This window comes from Streptococcus cristatus (assembly GCF_001588905.1).
Classification (GTDB): domain Bacteria; phylum Bacillota; class Bacilli; order Lactobacillales; family Streptococcaceae; genus Streptococcus; species Streptococcus cristatus_N.
In genome coordinates, this window is the sequence record NZ_LAWH01000016.1 from 44,766 (window position 1) to 61,623 (window position 16,858).

Annotated in this window: 15 protein-coding genes and 1 pseudogene; 7 read left to right on the forward strand and 9 right to left on the reverse strand. The window is 42.7% G+C overall.

Features of this window, described 5'->3' with window-relative positions:
• The first annotated feature begins 15 nt into the window (after positions 1 to 15).
• From A0765_RS02975 to A0765_RS02985, 3 genes are all read left to right on the forward strand, one after another.
• Positions 16 to 1,398, forward strand: coding sequence for a hypothetical protein (locus A0765_RS02975; RefSeq protein WP_062004535.1), 1,383 nt, complete (start codon positions 16 to 18; stop codon positions 1,396 to 1,398).
• A gap of 328 nt (positions 1,399 to 1,726) precedes the next feature.
• Positions 1,727 to 4,411 (forward strand): serine-rich family protein, encoded by a 2,685-nt coding sequence (locus A0765_RS02980; protein WP_257000793.1) that lies wholly within the window; start codon positions 1,727 to 1,729, stop codon positions 4,409 to 4,411.
• Between the two features lie 40 nt (positions 4,412 to 4,451).
• On the forward strand, positions 4,452 to 5,624 hold the full coding sequence (locus tag A0765_RS02985) for a family 1 glycosylhydrolase (RefSeq protein WP_062004537.1): 1,173 nt from the start codon (positions 4,452 to 4,454) through the stop codon (positions 5,622 to 5,624).
• Between the two features lie 99 nt (positions 5,625 to 5,723).
• Here A0765_RS02985 and A0765_RS02990 read toward each other — a convergent pair whose 3' ends face one another.
• The 4 genes from A0765_RS02990 to A0765_RS03005 all read right to left on the reverse strand — a co-directional run bounded on the left by A0765_RS02990 (position 5,724) and on the right by A0765_RS03005 (position 8,207).
• Complete coding sequence (locus A0765_RS02990) at positions 5,724 to 6,371, reverse strand: Maf family protein (RefSeq protein ID WP_062004538.1); 648 nt, start codon at positions 6,369 to 6,371, stop codon at positions 5,724 to 5,726.
• Positions 6,368 to 6,595, reverse strand: coding sequence for a helix-turn-helix transcriptional regulator (locus A0765_RS02995; RefSeq protein ID WP_062004539.1), 228 nt, complete (start codon positions 6,593 to 6,595; stop codon positions 6,368 to 6,370). Before A0765_RS02995 ends, A0765_RS02990 begins: the two co-directional genes overlap by 4 nt.
• Position 6,596: 1 nt before the next feature.
• Positions 6,597 to 7,196 carry a DUF3796 domain-containing protein gene (locus A0765_RS03000; protein ID WP_062004540.1) on the reverse strand — a complete coding sequence of 200 codons (600 nt, stop codon included), beginning with the start codon at positions 7,194 to 7,196 and terminating at the stop codon, positions 6,597 to 6,599.
• Positions 7,197 to 7,346: 150 nt separating this feature from the next.
• Positions 7,347 to 8,207 carry a cation diffusion facilitator family transporter gene (locus A0765_RS03005; protein WP_062004541.1) on the reverse strand — a complete coding sequence of 287 codons (861 nt, stop codon included), beginning with the start codon at positions 8,205 to 8,207 and terminating at the stop codon, positions 7,347 to 7,349.
• A 169-nt stretch (positions 8,208 to 8,376) separates the two neighbouring features.
• Between A0765_RS03005 and A0765_RS03010 the strand changes: the two genes are divergently transcribed.
• The 4 genes from A0765_RS03010 (at position 8,377) to A0765_RS03025 (ending at position 11,989) form a co-directional block, all read left to right on the forward strand.
• The gene (locus tag A0765_RS03010; RefSeq protein WP_045500023.1) at positions 8,377 to 8,898 is read left to right on the forward strand and encodes a TetR/AcrR family transcriptional regulator; all 522 of its coding nucleotides are present in this window, start codon (positions 8,377 to 8,379) and stop codon (positions 8,896 to 8,898) included.
• 76 nt (positions 8,899 to 8,974) lie between these two features.
• The gene (locus A0765_RS03015; protein WP_062004542.1) at positions 8,975 to 10,147 is read left to right on the forward strand and encodes a CynX/NimT family MFS transporter; all 1,173 of its coding nucleotides are present in this window, start codon (positions 8,975 to 8,977) and stop codon (positions 10,145 to 10,147) included.
• A gap of 232 nt (positions 10,148 to 10,379) precedes the next feature.
• Positions 10,380 to 11,126 carry a DeoR/GlpR family DNA-binding transcription regulator gene (locus A0765_RS03020; protein WP_062004543.1) on the forward strand — a complete coding sequence of 249 codons (747 nt, stop codon included), beginning with the start codon at positions 10,380 to 10,382 and terminating at the stop codon, positions 11,124 to 11,126.
• Between the two features lie 35 nt (positions 11,127 to 11,161).
• A complete protein-coding gene (locus A0765_RS03025) occupies positions 11,162 to 11,989 on the forward strand; it encodes a Cof-type HAD-IIB family hydrolase (protein WP_062004544.1) in 828 nt (275 codons plus the stop codon).
• Between the two features lie 30 nt (positions 11,990 to 12,019).
• Here the strand turns inward: A0765_RS03025 and A0765_RS03030 are convergent.
• From A0765_RS03030 to dltA, 5 genes and pseudogenes are all read right to left on the reverse strand, one after another.
• A pseudogene (locus tag A0765_RS03030) lies at positions 12,020 to 12,504 on the reverse strand (GNAT family N-acetyltransferase).
• Between the two features lie 24 nt (positions 12,505 to 12,528).
• On the reverse strand, positions 12,529 to 13,800 hold the full coding sequence (gene dltD / locus A0765_RS03035; protein WP_062004545.1) for a D-alanyl-lipoteichoic acid biosynthesis protein DltD: 1,272 nt from the start codon (positions 13,798 to 13,800) through the stop codon (positions 12,529 to 12,531).
• On the reverse strand, positions 13,793 to 14,032 hold the full coding sequence (gene dltC / locus A0765_RS03040) for a D-alanine--poly(phosphoribitol) ligase subunit DltC (protein WP_005591431.1): 240 nt from the start codon (positions 14,030 to 14,032) through the stop codon (positions 13,793 to 13,795). Before dltC ends, dltD begins: the two co-directional genes overlap by 8 nt.
• A 21-nt stretch (positions 14,033 to 14,053) precedes the next feature.
• Complete coding sequence (gene dltB, locus A0765_RS03045; RefSeq protein ID WP_062004546.1) at positions 14,054 to 15,298, reverse strand: D-alanyl-lipoteichoic acid biosynthesis protein DltB; 1,245 nt, start codon at positions 15,296 to 15,298, stop codon at positions 14,054 to 14,056.
• Positions 15,295 to 16,845 carry a D-alanine--poly(phosphoribitol) ligase subunit DltA gene (gene dltA / locus A0765_RS03050; protein WP_062004547.1) on the reverse strand — a complete coding sequence of 517 codons (1,551 nt, stop codon included), beginning with the start codon at positions 16,843 to 16,845 and terminating at the stop codon, positions 15,295 to 15,297. The genes dltB and dltA overlap by 4 nt, the downstream gene beginning before the upstream one ends.
• Between the last annotated feature and the right edge of the window lie 13 nt (positions 16,846 to 16,858).

Consider the following 16,858-nt stretch of genomic DNA (forward strand, 5'->3'; position numbering starts at 1 on the left):
AAGGATAGACTATATATGAAAAAGAAAGATAACATCAATTTAGCTGAAAAAATCTCCGAAATTTCCAAGAAAATTGAAGAAGTTAAAATTACTTGTTTTTATATGCTAAGCACCGACTTATATAAAATAGAAAATAATAAACTAACGGAAATAATAACTAAGAAATTTGAAAATCATCCTGCTACAATTATGGAGTTAAGAGCTACCAAAGATAACCAACTTTTCATAAAAAAACATGACTCGTGGCGAATTCCCAAAGAGTTACAACATTTAAAAAGCAAAGTAGACGATAAAACTAACTACTATTTAAATTTATATTTCGAAAAACTAGAAAAAGAGAAACAAAATTGTCTATATAGTTCCAAATCTAATCCATTTGTTAAATTTGTTTTTACTCCTTTAATAGAGATAGACGGGGAAGATGAATTACATTTTTTCTTTGTTACACTCACTATTTTTCAAAACGGATCAATAATAATTGAATTATTTGAAGATTTAAGGTCCTCTTTCTACACTATTGACTTTCTCCATCCATATACAATAATGAAAGCTCAAATATTTCCCGATTTCAAAAAGAAAAATAGGATATATTCTTTAAATTCTGATTATCAAGTTGATGATATATTGAAGTATATAAAAAAAGAACTTTCATCTATAAATGGAGGTTTGAAATTAACTGAGAGTACATTTATTTTACATTTTATCACAAATATGGATCAAATGAATAAAATGGAGTTCTTTAAAAAAGATAAATTGTATACCTGGATGATTAATGCCCCTTATAGTCCGAAAAACGTGTCTTCTAAAAATAGATCAAAAAATTATCTAACAAACTATTTTGATTTAGATTCTATTAATTATATAAACAAAGGTGCAAATTATATCGTATGGAATAACGGCAATTCTAATAATTTTGAGTCTAATTTTCTAAAACAAGCTAGCTTCTTTTTATCTTCGGCTACTCCGTTCTTTCAGTTAGTTTGTCTAGATGAAACTATTATGGACGGACTCGAAAAATTTCAACTTTCAAATGATAAACAGCTAATTAAATTTAACGAGTGGATTCACAACTATAAAAGATCTTCTCTTTTTATCTATCGAATCAATCATAGAGCCGTTTTTGACTTGTTTACTCATTTACAAGAAAATTCTTACTTCAAGCATGATGAATATATAGAAAAAATTAAGCAAGAAGAATTTGCCTTATTAAAAGATCGAAACCAGTTTAATGATTTACAAAAAAATAAAATGATGGAAATCATATTGTTCCTTGTCGGTTCTGTCTCTGTTCTTGAAGTTGTAGATATTTTCACTGATAATATTAAAATTTTATCAATAAGTGCTTTGATTACTGTCTCTTTATCTATTGGAGTAATCGTGTATAGAAATCGCAAATGATATTTAAAAGTCCTTGAAATCAGCGTTTCATTGGCTTTTTCCTTTTATTTTTAGAGAAAAAACTGAATGTTATATATTTCTCCTAAACCAAAAATCTATCTGAAGTTTTTATGATATGTGCTGTTTCTTTGACATCTAAATCTTCTATGTAAAATAATGGATAAAATTCGGAGAAAAACTCTTATAAAGTTCCAAGAAAACCCTTACTTTTAGAAATCTTCATTTTAATGCAATAAATTTTGACAGATGCTCTACTAGCCTTTATAATAGTATTATTACTAAAATTAGGGAGAGTATGTCCATGCCAAATAATGAAGAGAACAAAGGTATGTTTCGTAATTTTTTAGGTGGCTTTAAGCGTCTTATAAAAGGAGAAGAGGACGAATCATCTACTTCTGCGGCTCATAACAATGAAGGAAGTAACCCACAAGTCAGTGTGAACCCAGAAGATAGAGAGAATTTCCTCATTGAGAAAGCTTTGGAATCAATCCAATACTACGACCGCTTGGATGTTATGAATATCGGTGGAGAAGAGGATCCAGACGAATCTCAAGCTGTAGAAAGTGAAGCTAGTCTGGAGCAGGAAATAATGGCAGCGAAAAGCCATGCAGCTAGCACGACAGAATCTGCTGAGACAAACATTTCTTCAGATTCTATGAAAAAGAGGGGCTTGAAGAGCACTGCTGATTCAATATCTCTATCATTAAGTATAGAAAGTAAAAAGGCTTCTCGTAGTTTAGAAGTAACCGAATCACAGACACAAAGTTTGGAAGTTGGGCAATCTGATAGCAAGGAAACGGATACTTCTGCTAGCTTGTCAATTGCGCAAAGTCATGCCTTCGAGCAATCGATCCTTGAAGAAAATAGAGCGTCGCTGAGCTTATCAATTTTCGAATCTGTATCTCAAAGCATGGCCGCTGAAGAGTCTCTCAATGCGGACAACGAGGCGTCTACTAGCTTGTCCGTGGCGGAATCTGTATCGCAAAGCATCGCGATTCAAGAATCGATCAGCGCTGAAACAGATTCGTCTACTAGTCTATCTGTAGCCGAATCTGTTTCTCAAAGCATTGCTATCCAAGAATCGATCAGCGCTGAAATCGAAGCATCTCTTAGCCTGTCGGCAGCAGAATCTGCTTCTCAAAGTATCGCGATTCAGGAATCCATTAGCGCAGAATTGGAAGCTTCTACCAGCTTGTCCGTGGCAGAGTCTATTTCGCAAAGTATCGCGATTCAAGAATCAATCAGCGCAGAAACGGAAGCATCACTGAGCTTGTCCGTAGCTGAATCTGTTTCGCAAAGCCTTGCCATCCAAGAATCTATCAGAGCGGAATTGGAAGCATCGCTAAGCTTGTCTGTAGCAGAGTCCGTTTCTCAAAGTATCGCGATTCAAGAATCGATCAGCGCGGAAATCGAAGCGTCTAAGAGCCTGTCTGTGGCGGAGTCTATTTCGCAAAGCATTGCTATCCAAGAATCGATCAGTGCGGAATTGGAAACGTCGCTGAGTTTGTCCGTGGCGGAATCCGTGTCGCAAAGCATTGCAATTCAAGAATCGATCAGCGCGGAATTGGAAACGTCGCTGAGCTTATCTATCGCTGAATCTGTATCTCAAAGCATTGCGATCCAAGAATCCATTAGCGCAGAATTGGAAACGTCGCTGAGCTTATCCGTGGCGGAATCTATTTCTCAGAGCGTTGCCATCCAAGAATCTATCAGCGCAGAAATCGAAGCATCTACAAGCTTGTCCGTGGCGGAATCTATTTCTCAGAGCGTTGCCATCCAAGAATCTATCAGCGCGGAATTGGAAGCTTCGCTGAGCCTATCTGTGGCTGAATCTATTTCGCAAAGTATCGCGATTCAGGAATCCATTAGCGCAGAATTGGAAGCTTCTACCAGCTTGTCCGTAGCCGAGTCTATTTCTCAAAGCATCGCTATTCAAGAATCAATCAGCGCAGAAAACGAGGCATCACTGAGCTTGTCCGTGGCGGAGTCTATTTCTCAGAGCGTTGCCATCCAAGAATCAATTAGTGCAGAGAACGAAGCATCTACAAGCTTGTCTGTTGAAGAATCCCAAGTCTTAGATAGAGCTATTGAACAGTCTATTATGACAGAAAACGAAGTGTCTACGAGCTTATCTATCGTAGAGTCTGCAGCACTAAGTAAAGCGATCGAGTTATCAATTAGCGCAGAAAATGAAGCGTCTATCAGCCTATCTGTAGCGGAATCCGAAGCCTTAAGTCGGGCAATTGAACAATCTATTAGCGCGGAGAACGAGGCATCACTAAGCCTATCTGTGACAGAAAATGAAATCCAAAGCATCGCTATTGAACAGTCTATCAGCCTAGAAAATGAAGTATCTACTAACCTGTCTATGGCGGAATCACAAGCGAAAAGCGTAGCCGTAGAGCAGTCTATCAGCTTGGAACAAGAACAATCCCTTAGCCTGTCTATCGCGGAATCACAATCACAACATGCGGCGGTGGAACAATCCCGCAATCTGGAACAGGAATATTCATACAGTCTGGCGGCTGCGGAATCTAGAGCCAAAAGAGATACTATTGAGCAGTCTACCAGCTTGGAGCAAGAACAATCATTTAGTTTATCTACTGCAGAATCTAAAATCCTCAGCAGAGCCGTTGAACAATCAATCAGCGTCGAACAGGATCATTCATTCAGCATTTACCTTGCCCAATCTGAAGCCCAAAGTAAGATCATCGAGCAGTCTATCAGCTTAGAGCAAGAACAGTCACGTAGCCTGTCTGTTGCTGAATCACAATCACAAAGTATCGCTATTGAGCAATCAATGAGCGTGGAAAGAGAGCGTTCAATCAGTCTATCTATTGCTGAATCACAGTCACAAAGAATGATCATTGAACAATCAATCAGTGCAGAGAGAGCCCATTCGATCAGTCTGTCTGCTGCCGTATATCAATCGCAAAGCATGGCTTCTGAGTTTACTACTGTCACACAGAATCTATCAACCTTAGCCATGATTACTAAAAGACAGAAAAAATAAGCTCAGAACAAGCAGCGAATGAATACTGAAAGGAACTAATATGATTAGAAATATTCTATCAAGTAATGGTAAAAGTCTAGGAATCACCGACATCCTGCCCCAGTATGGTGAAGACTATCGTCTCTCTGTCATGGACGGAACAGTTGACTATCGAACAATCCCCCTAGGAGCCTACGATTTGTTCAAACAAGGCTCCAGCAAACAGGATTATCTGGCAGACATTGAAAAAATTAAAACAATGGGCTTCAATACCTACCAGCTGTCCTTTTCATGGACTCGTCTCTTCCCGACTGGAGAAGAGCGGAGACCCGATGCTAAAGTCCTTGCTTTCTATGAGTCAATTATTGATACACTGCTCGAGAATGACATCGAACCAATTGTAAGCCTGTCTCATTTTGATTTCCCGCTTCATTTGTATGAAAAATACGGCGCATGGAAAAGTCGTCAAATGATTGCCATGTATGAAAAGTATTGCGAAGCCGTTTTGACCCACTTCAAAGAAAAAGTCACTTACTGGATTACCTTTAAAGAAATGAGCGCTCTGTCTTATTTGCCATTTTTAGGCGCTGGGCTACACTTTGACAGCACAGAAAACCAGGAACAACAAATTTGGCTGGCTGCCCACCATCAGCTAATCGCATCCGCAAATGTGGTTAAGCTCGGTCAAACCATCAATCCAACCTTCCAATTTGGTAGCTTGATTACCATCAATAGTGACTCCCACCAAGAAAATCACTCAGCTACCGATGCCTTGGGCCATGAGCTGAACAGACGTAAAAACTACATTTTTACAGATGTGCAGACCAAGGGCCACTATCCAAACCACTTCCTTCGCTACATTGAGCGAAACCAGCTGGATCTGGGCATTACGGAAGAGGATGTCTTCGCCTTAAGAGAAGGAGTCGTGGACTTCATTGCCTTCTCACATTATGCGGCGGAAAATATCCAAGATTTGTTTACCAACAAATATGTCCGCAAAAATGTAGAAACTTGCCTTGCACAGCCCGTCCTTCTTCGCATTGCCATGTCTGAGCTATATGAGCGCTACCACAAGCCTCTCTTGGTCATTGAGACTTGTTCTGAGGTCTCTGACCATCCGCAATTAGCTAAGAATATTCAAGACAACGTTCAAGAAATTATTAAATCCGTTGAGATTGACGGGATTGAGTTGCTTGGCTACACACCATTTAGCTGGAGCGATGTAAATATCTAGGATCCAGTCTCAAGCTCAAAACATAGAAAAAATCTCCCTAAGAAAGTGAATAATCACTTGTGGGGAGATTTTTGATGTTTTAGAAGAGCAATCAAAGCCTTAATCTTTTCCTTTGCTATCTCTAAAAATCCGATAGCTAGTCTCAGCGACAGGCAGGCCGATGATGGTGTGCATATCACCTGTAATTGAGCGGATAAAGCGAGGATCCAGCTCCTGAAAGCCATAAGCACCCGCCTTATCCAGCGGACGCTTGTCATGCAGATAAGCCTCGATGACAGGCTCTAATTCTGGGTAATAAGCTACAAAGTCCACCTGCGCCACGGTGTAAAAGACTTCTAGAAAACCCTGCATACGTAGACAGACCGAGGTCACTACATGGTGGCTCTTGCCAAAGTAAGAGCGAAACATCCGACTGGCTTCAGCTAAATCCTGTGGTTTATTGTAAATCTGACCATCCACCACGACGATGGTATCAGCCGAAATATAAAGAGTCTCGGCTTCCAAGTCCAAATCGGACTTGGCTTTGGAAATCTCGCAACAAATCTTGGCTGCCTTGGTCAGAAAATCCTGATCATCGATACTTGCCATACACTGCTCTTCAATAGCTCGCTCGTCCACTTCTACAGCCTGAATCTCTGGATTCAAAAAGCTCAGCAATTCCTTGCGTCTGGGCGACGTAGATAGCAGGACAAAGCGGCGAATCTCTCCTTTTTCACCTTCCCTTTGATAGTCAAAAACCATCTTTATGATTGTCCTCCTAGGTCCTTTAATTGAAAGAGTTCCTCCACCCGCAAATCAAAAACCTGAGCGATTTTTAAAGCCATCTCTAGCGAGGGATTGTAGCGGTTATTCTCCAAGTGCAAGATCGTTTCGCGCCGCATTCCAATGCGGTCAGCTAACTCCTGCTGGGTCATGCCCCTGGATTCGCGGACAGATTTGAGATTGGTGATAATATTGCTTTCCTTGGCCATTTTAACCCCTCTTTTCAAATAAAAAGAAGACCAATCCAAAGAGTAACACTAAGACACCAATCATAATGAAAAATATTCCAGTATTGACTGTGATAGCTCCTATATTGGCGCTGAGCCCTGCAAGCACCAGCAAAGTTGCTATACAGATGGCAAACATCAAAGTCGCTGCTTTTGCCAGATTGTCATAAAAGCGCTCGTCTGCTCTTTCTTTGACTTTCTTCAAAGCAAAAAACAGAAGAAAGAGAAACTGGATAGCCAGGAGCCCTCCCAAAGCAATGTACTTTATAAAGGGCGGATTGGTGCTCGGAGTCCACAACCAAATTCCGACAGTATAAATAGAGGTTGCCGAAAGCGTTAGTAGATTATAAAATTTCATGGTCAGATCATAGACCTGCTTTTCTTGAACTTCTTTTATCTTCTTAGGCCATGGTTTCATGTGAAACCAAGACCAGATGCTTATAAGCTGACCTATACTTACCAAACCGACAATCATCCACTTGGCTGACCAGCTGAGATTGCTGGGAGCAAGGAAAACAGTAAAATCAATAAAGAGAGCGGTGGCGACCAAAATGAGACCACCCATTTTTTGACTTTTTTTCATGATAGACTCCTTTCGTTTGTTAGAAATATTTAACACCTTTATGTTATAAATATATCACACACAAGAATAAAAGGCAAGCATTTATGTGCTGTTTGGGAAAATTTTTTATTTCTGCAAACAAAAGCCCCAGAATTTCTCTGGGGCTCTAAACTACTCTTTACCAATACAATATTCTTGGTGTTCCTGCAAGCTTTCATCGGTCTGAATGGTTACTTTGGCAATGCCATAAGCCAGAAGCTTTTGGCGCAGGACAGCCTGCGTTTCAGCCAGCAAATTGGAATTTTCCAGACAGATATGAAGCATGGCATATTTTTCCAAACCATCTGTCGTCCAAACATTGAGCTGAGTGATAGCTCGCACGTTTTCCAGCACTGCTATTTCCTGATAAAGCTGACTGAGATCCACATCGCTGGGCACATGGTCTAGGAAGATCTGGATATTCTCCCAAAATTTTGGCAGAGCCTTACTGAGAATAAAGCCTGCGATGACGAGAGAAAGCAGCGGATCTAGGAAATACCAGTCGGTGAAGCGCAAAATGAGAGATACGAGGATAACCGCTAGCCAGCCCAAAATATCCTCAAGAAAGTGCAGGCTAAGAATAGATTCATTGTGACTGTGTCCATGGCTGACTACTCGGCTGGCTGCTGTATTGACGACAATAGCGACAATTCCCAAAACCAGCATGCCATCATAATTTACCTTCTCAGGAGCGAATAATTTAGGAATATTTTCCACGATAACCAAGGTCGAACCGACCAGCAAAATCACTGAGGTCAAGAGGGCACCCAGCAGGCTGTAGCGTTTATATCCTAGGGTATAGTTGCGGTCTTCTTTTTTTGTGGAAATCTTCTCAAAAAGAGTCGATAGGCCAATAGCCAAGGCATCTCCCGTATCGTGAATTGCATCTGCTAAGACAGCACTGGAATGAAAGAGAAGGCCAAAGATAAACTCAATAATAGCAAAAGAAAAGTTCAAGAGAAAAGCGATTGTCATATTTTTACTGGATTTCATGTGAACCTCCTTATTTATTTTCCTAAAAGAATACGATTTATGGTATAATCTAATCAATACCGAACACTCTGTTCAATTATATTATCCACTATTATCAGAAAGGAAACAAGAGCCAGTTCATGCCCTTTGTCTCTTAGCAGACAAAAAGCTCTTTTTGTACGGAATTTCCATGGATAGACGAGTAAAAAAATCACGCGCAGCCATTTACCAAGCCTTTATCAGCCTGCTCAATCAGAAAAGCTACGAAAGCATCACTGTTCAGGAAATCATTGACCTAGCTGATGTAGGTCGCTCCACCTTCTATAGCCACTTTGAGACCAAGGAAACCCTGCTGGAGGAACTCTGCCAAGATCTCTTTCAGCATACCTTTATCGAGCGCTCTGAAGGACGCGATTTATTTGAAGCGACAGCCCATATTTTCCATCACTTTCGGAAAAATCAGGATCGGATAGCCACCCTTCTCTTGGCTAAAAATACTTACTTCATCAACCGCCTGAAAATCGAGCTTGAGCGCTATCTCTTTCCCATGATTGAGCAGACATTATTGCAGAAAAAAAGCCATCTGCCGGACAACTTTTTAAAAAATTATGTGACGTCAACTTTTGTGGAGACGGTCAGCTGGTGGCTGCAGCAACGAAATCAGGTTGACGAAGACACGATTTCTCGTTATTTTCTGGACTTGATGGACTAAGCCGCAATTCGCCTATCATTTTCTAAAAAGATATGGTATAATCGTTCCTTGACATACGAAAGGAGATTGACTATTTATGAAAAAAGAACACTCACCATTTTTAATTCCAGGTATAGTGATGATCGGGATAGCACTGCGGGCTCCTTTTACTGTTTTGCCTATCGTTCTGACAGACATTGCTGAGGGGCTACAGGTGCCAGTTAGTTCCCTGGGCCTCTTGACCAGTCTGCCTTTGATTATGTTTGCCCTCTGCTCGGTCTTTGCTCCGCGCTTAGCGCAAAAGATGAGCTTGGAAAAACTGTTTACACTTGTTTTACTCGTGCTAACTCTAGGCTCGCTGATTCGCGTATTTAATCTTCCCTTACTTTATACGGGAACTATTATTTTAGGAGCGGCTATTGCTGTCTTAAATGTCCTTCTTCCGAGCTTGATTCAGGCCAATCAGCCACATCGTGTCGGTCTTTTGACAACTCTTTATATCACATCGATGGGACTGTCGATCACGATTCTGTCTGCTTTGGCTGTTCCCATCGTTCAAATGAGCTCTTGGCAAGGTCTCATTTGGATATCAACCTTGATTTGCTTTGTGATTCTCTTGGTTTGGCTGCCCAATGTCAAATATAGCCATCGCTTGGCGGCTAAACAGCAAGGAAAGCAGGAGCAAGGAGCTCTTCTAAAAAATCCAAGAGTCTGGGCCTTGATTTTATTTGGTGGCTTACAGTCACTACTCTTTTATACCAGTATGACTTGGTTGCCAACCTTGGGACAACAAGCTGGCCTTTCTACTGATACGACCGGACTACTAGCAGCGGTCTTTTCTCTGATTAGCCTTCCCTTTTCAATGACAATTCCTAGTTTGACAGCGCGCTTGAAGGCTCGTCAACGTCTGATTATGATTAGCTTGGTTTCTGCGGCAGGTCTGATCGGTATTACCATGCCCTTGATTCGGACAGATTCCTTTGCTTATTGGCTGATTCTTAATCTGCTCATTGGTATGTCTGTCAGCGCCCTCTTCCCCTATCTCATGGTGACCTTCTCCCTCAAGACCTCTACACCTGCGCAAACGGCTCAACTATCTGGACTAGCTCAAACTGGAGGATACATCCTAGCCGCCTTCGGCCCGAGCCTCTTTGGCTACAGCTTTGATTTGTTCCATTCTTGGACACCAGCCATTCTCATCCTACTCGGACTGACCGTCATCATGACTATGAGCCTCTTTTACATAGAAAAATTTGATAAAATTCTATAAAACTTCTGATTCTCCATCAGGAGTTTTTTGCTGCCAAGTTTCTTGTAATTTCCGAAATTCGCTTGAAATCATCTTTCCTCATCTTATCTGTTTGATTCTTTTGATTATAACATAGTTTCAAAAGGACTTTTCTTATTTTCTACAAAATAACTTACATTTCATTGTAAAAACTTGCATATGCTTATAAAATGAATTATAATGAACTTATAAAGTAGCAGAAAGGATGAGAAAGATGTATCAAGAGCAGCGGCTTTCAAAGATGCTGGAACTTTTGGAGGAGAAAGGACAGCTGGCAGCCAAGGACATGGTGGGCTATTTTCAGGTTTCTAAGGACACTATTCGCCGTGATTTCTCAATTTTGAGCGAGCGAAAACTGGTCCAACGCACCCATGGCGGGATTATTCCTTTGGAAAATAGTCGGCAAATTCCCTCTTTCAACGATCGTATCGGCCAACTAAACCAAGAAAAAAAGGCCATTGCTCACAAGGCTCTGGACTTTCTCAAACCCAATCAGGTCAATTTCTTCGATGTATCAACGGTGGTTCTCAAGCTGGCTCAGCAAGTTCAGCAACCGATGACGATTTTTTCTCATTCTTTGGATAATGCCATCATGCTGAGCGATCAGGAGCAGGTTGCTTTCCATCTTTTAGGTGGAAAGTTCTATCCGAGAAATCGTTTTTACTACGCCCTCAATGAAGCCGAGCTGCTCAGAGATATTTCTTTTGATCTAGCTTTTATCGGAGCTGCAGGGCTGAAAAATAGCCAAATCAGCTTTGAGGACCAAGAAGATGCCTATCTGAAGAAGCTAGCTCTCAAGCAGGCCAAGACAAAGATTCTGCTGGCCGAGCAGGCTAAAGTTAAGAAAGAATCAACCTATATTTTAGGAAATATCAGCGATTTTGACTACTGGATCACCGATCAAAAACCTAGCCCTGAGCTAGAAGCTCTTCTAGCTGGGAAAGTCAACATTATTTACTAGTTTCATTTTATAGCTTACGTACGGAGGAAGCGACCATGACCAAGCAACCTATTCGTTTGATTATCAGCGACATTGACGGCACAATCCTTAATGACCAACACCAAGTAGATCCGCAACTGAGGGAGCAGATTCCCTTGCTAAAAAAAGAAAACATCCCTTTTGTTCTAGCCTCTGCCCGCTCTCCTCTGGGCATGGAGCCAATTGCGCGCAAGCTGGGACTGGGTGATAACCCACTAGCCTGCTACAACGGTGCTCTAGTCATCAAGGGTGACCCGCAAGATTACGAGACCATTATCGAGCATCCATTGGATAAAAAAGAAATCCGCACTTTTCTGGAACTGGTAAAAACTAAGTTTCCTAGTGTTTCCATCAATCTCTACTCTGGTAAAGATTGGATTGCTGACCGTTTGGATAGGTGGGTGCAAATTGAAGCCGAGATTACAGGTGAGCAGCCTCTTATTCAAAATGTTCTGCTACCTGTTCTGGATGTGCTCATTCCAGTCCATAAGATGCTGTTGATTGATGATGCAGCTGTTATCCAGCAGCTCCATGCCTACTTGCAAACGATGGATTTTCCAAATACAGCCTTCTACCTGTCCAAGGACAACTATCTGGAAGTCACTCATAAAGAGGTATCAAAAGAGCAGGCCCTTCTGGAAGTGGCCAAACACTACCAGATTCCGCTGGAACAGGTCATGACAATTGGAGACAACTTCAATGACCTTCCGATGCTGCGACTGGCTGGTCTGGGAGTTGCCATGGGCAATGCCCCTGAAGCAGTTAAATTCGAGGCAACAGCCGTCACTAAAAGCAACAACCAGCACGGGGTCGCCAAAGCTATTGAGGAATATGTTTTACTATAATGCAAAAAAATCTGCCCTTGAGCAGATTTTTTATTGATGGTAATCGTAGGCAAGGCGAGAGCTGCCATCTGGCAAATAAATCGTGCCACACTGGCTAAAACCGTAGCGGCGAATGGCTGCCTGCATCGGATGGTTATCTTCATGCGTATCGATGCGGAGATAGGAAATTTGCTGCAGGCAAAAGTCAAGACATTGGTGAGCCAGACCCTTTACTTGTCCATTTGAAGCGATACGATGGATTGTACCGTAAGGCTCTGAAAAATGCCAAGCACCTTCAATTTCTTGGTATGGTAGGTCGGATCTGGTCCGATGATGAACGCAAAGGTTCCAACAACCTGCCCAGCCTCTTCAAAGACATAGCAGTGACCTGCCCGAATATCTCCCTCTACCAGCTGACAATTCGGATAGGAAGCTGGCCACTGACTGGGATTTCCCATAGTCCGCATAAACTCCCTAGCCTGATCAAAAATTGCTAAAATTGCTGGGATATCCTGCATTTCCGCCAAGCGAATCATGACTTCTCCTTCCAGCTTGCATTCTTATTTGACAAATTCCTCGTAGTCGCCTGTATAATTAGCCCACTCCTTACTGAAGAATTTCTCATTGATCTGATAGTTAGGGGCAGGTTGGGGGTTAGAGACAAAAGGATCTACAGCCTTGTCGAAGGCCAGCCAGCCATTCCAGCCCATGTGGATCGTGTCCTGCATAAAGTAAGGCTTGTCGCCGTCCTTAGAAAAGTCAGCAATATTCGTAAATCCTTGACTTTCCAGCTGGAACTTAATCTTCTCAACTGTCCGCTGGTACATCTCTTCACTCAGTCCAGTATAGGCCATCCATTTGGCATTGACTGGTGGAATGACAAAGATGACATTGGTTTTTGATTTGGCAAATTGCTCCAAAACCAGCTGCAAATCATTGTACTCGGGAGACTTTTCGTAAGACTGCTTGGATTGGAAGCCTTTGAACTTCTTGATTTTTCTAGCCAAACGCTTCTTATAAAAGTCGTTATCGATACCTAAATCATTGTTATTGGTCTGCTTGACAGCATCTGCCGTAGCCAGCTGCTCCAACTCTTCATAAGAAAAGTCATCTGGAAGACGGGAAAGCTGAGGCAAAACCTTCGTGTCATAGTTGCCATTATTACCAGCAGCAAATGTACTGAAAAATGCATCCTCCCGCTGATAAATCCGACTCATAGTATTAATATACTGCTGCTCAAAAGAAGTCAGTTGGCTTCCATCGGCCACTTTCCTGACAATATCCCCCATAGCAATGTTGGGATAGAGCTGCAAAAGTCGCTGGGCTGCATACTGGGAGCCTACTCCACCATCCTGCCAGCTAAGAAAACCAGCTAGCTGGTCGCTATTGAAATACTGCTGAAAAGCCGCCGCATCATAGCCTTTTTTGGTAAACCATTGCGGAGAAACGACATAGACGGCCGTCTTATTTTCCAGCTCAGAGGTCATCTGCTGCATCCCAAAATATTGGTTGAGAGAAGCCGCCCCCCGCTGCCCTAGAAAATAAGGTCGGTAATTGCGGTCATACTTCTCGGCCAAAACAGCTGGGTGCATACTGTCAAAGCGCAGCCATTCACTAGATCCAAAGTAGGGCACAAAACGGGTATCTTGATCTGTCAGGGCCGTCATTTTTTTGCTACGGCTTTTGAACGTTTCTGCTGTAAGGGTCACAGCTGCCCGCTTCTCTGCTTCCACATCATGCTTTTTCTCAAGCGGATAGAAGAAAAAGAGCAGGGCGACCATGATCAAGGCGCAGAAGACAGGCCCCAGAATCAGCCAGAGTCGTTTAAGCATTACGAAGCTCCGTTACGCCTTCAACGATTTTATTGGCTGTATTCCAGTCATCACGGCCAAATTCTGACACTGGCACGCGGATGTCAAAACGGTTTTCCAGCTCAACAATCAGCTCTACTGTCCCCATGCTGTCCAAAACGCCAGCATCAAACAAATCCTCGTCCATCATGTCCGAAACATCTTCCATAAATAATTCGTCAATAATTTCAATTACTTCTGCTTTTACATCCATTTTAGTTTCCTCGTTTACATTTTATTTTTTAAACCAAAGGTCATTCAAAAATCCTGAGAAGATCAAGAATGAGAACATGACAACATGGAAGGTGATCACAACCCCCAGCGCTTGGGTCCACTTGTTGTCAGGCAGGGCTGGCAGTCCCTTACTTTTACGCTCTTTATTGATGGTCTTTTTCTTACGGAGCCAAGCGTCATTGACCACCAAGCCCAGACCGTGGAAGAGACCATAGGCGATATAGTACCAGGTCACACCATGCCAGAAGCCCATGACCAACATATTGATTATATAGGCTACACTGGAAGTCGTATTGCGGTTTTTAAAGACCTTGTTGCGCATGAGTACCATGACCAGGCGCATAAAGACAAAGTCACGGAACCAAAAGGACAGGCTCATGTGCCAGCGATTCCAGAATTCCTTCAAATCGCGTGAAACAAAAGGCTTGTCAAAGTTGATAGGGCTCTTGATGCCCATGAGATTGGAAATGGCCACCGCAAACATCGAATAACCGGCAAAGTCAAAGAAGAGATCCAGACCAAAGACATACATGACGCCTAGCGTTCCCAGATTGAAGAAACCACCAGTATAGAGGGCATAGGTCTTGACGTGCCCTAAAATCATGTGGCCAAAGATATGGGCCAGGACAAACTTATAGAGAAAGCCCAGCATGATATACTTGACCGACTGCTCCAGCATATCCAGAAGCTCATCGCGCTCTGGTATTTGGAGATAATTTTCATTGAAACGCTTGAAACGATCAATAGGGCCACTAGAAAAAGTAGGCATAAAGAGCATAAAGCGGAGGAATTCCCAAAGACTGAAATCAGTCAGCACGCCATCCCTCAGCTCAATAATCATACCAACTGAGCGGAAGGTCAGATAGGAAATTCCCAGGAAGCCAAAGAGTGATTGATGGCCACTGATAGCTGGCTCGACCTTGACCCAGAATAGGGGCAGAACCGCCAATGCTGTATGCAAATAAAATATCCACTTGCTGTCCCGCTTTTTGCGGTAGAATTTATAAGAATAAACCCAGACCGTCTGCCAGACGACATAAAAGAGCAGGGCATAAAGCTGCGCTAGACTAGGCCCCGTCAACATCAAGACAATAAAGACCAAGCTGACCAAGGCTTCATAGACCGGGAAGCGTTTCTTAAAGAAAAGTCCGATAAAGATTGGCAAAACAGCCAAGATAAGATAAAGGAAATACTGTGGGTCTCCGTAAGGCTCCAGATGAGGAAGCTGTTTCAAGAAATCCATCATGACTTGTTGACCTCACTAATCAGCCCCTTGATATCAATCTTGCCGTTTGGTGTTAGGGGCAGAGATTCCCGATAGAGGAACTTAGATGGCATCATATAAGACATCATGATATCCTGTAGATCCTCTTTGATAGCCTTGGTAATATCGATTTCGCGGTCAAATTGCTCTGCAACACCGTCTTTCAAAATAACGTAGGCCAATAAGTTTTGAACCTTGTGGTCCTTATTGTAGCGTGGTACTGCTACTGCCGCCTCGATATACTTGGATTTGTTGAGGTTTTGAGATACGTCCTCTAGCTCGATGCGATAGCCGTTAAACTTAATCTGGAAGTCCATACGACCGCCGTAGAGTAGGAGACCTTCATCAGTCATCGTACCCACATCGCCTGTATGATAGGCTGGTAGCCCTTCAAATTCAAAGAAGGCTTCAGCTGTCTTTTCAGGATTGTTGAGGTAGCCCTTGGATACGGCTGGTCCGCAGACAATGATTTCGCCCTGCTGACCATTTGGCAATTTTTGCCCATTTTCATCGATGACAAAGGTTGGTGAATCCGCCTTGGTATAGCCGATTGGCAGACGCTTGAGGGTAGCTAACATCTCATCTGTGATGGCAACTGCAGACAGAGCCACCGTTGCCTCAGTCGGACCATAGGCATTGATAATACGAGCCTCAGGGAAACGCTCCCGCAATTTCTGAGCTGTCTTGACCGTCAGCTCCTCTCCATCAAAGTAAAAATGCGTAATGCCTGGCATCTTTTGGCTATTAAAATCTTCCGAAAGCATGGCCATATCCGCAAAGGACGGTGTAGAAGTCCAGATTGCTACAGGCAGGCTGAGAATCGCTTCAAATAGCTGCTTAAAGTCCTGAGTCAGACTAGACGGCAGGGCATAGAGAGTGCCTCCCAGTGCCAAAGTCGGTGCCCAATACATAACTGATAAGTCGAAAGAATAGGGCGGTTGTGCCAGCATTTGCGGACGGCTCGGTGTCGCAAATTCCTTGTCTGTAATCATCCAGTTGGTAAAGCTGAGCAGGTTATCATGAGAAATTTGCACACCTTTAGGTTTACCAGTCGTACCAGAAGTAAAGATGATGTAGTAATTATCATCGCCCTTGACAGGATGGCTCATCTCATAGGCAGTCTTTTCTGCGTAAGCCGCTCGAACCTCTTCCAGACTGAGAATGGCTGCATCTGTATCAGCCAGCGGAAAATCCGCAATGGCAATAATCAAGCTTGGTTCGGCTACTTCCAAAATAGCAGTCACGCGCTCCAAGGCTGAATGACTATCAATAGGAATATAAGCATGACCAGCTTTGGTCAAGGCCACAAAAGTAGCCAGCATTTCATACTCCTGACCACCGTAGACCACGACTGGTGACTTGGGAGCCAGCCCCAAGCTATCAACCTTGGCTGCCAATGCATCGGAGTCTGCCTTTAGATCCCCGTAGGTATGAACTTGTCCGAGGACATTGTAGACAGGGAAATCTGGCTGCGTCTGAGCAAAGTGCTCAATTGCTTCAATCATATCTGTAATTGCTGTATTTGACATGTGTATAGTACTC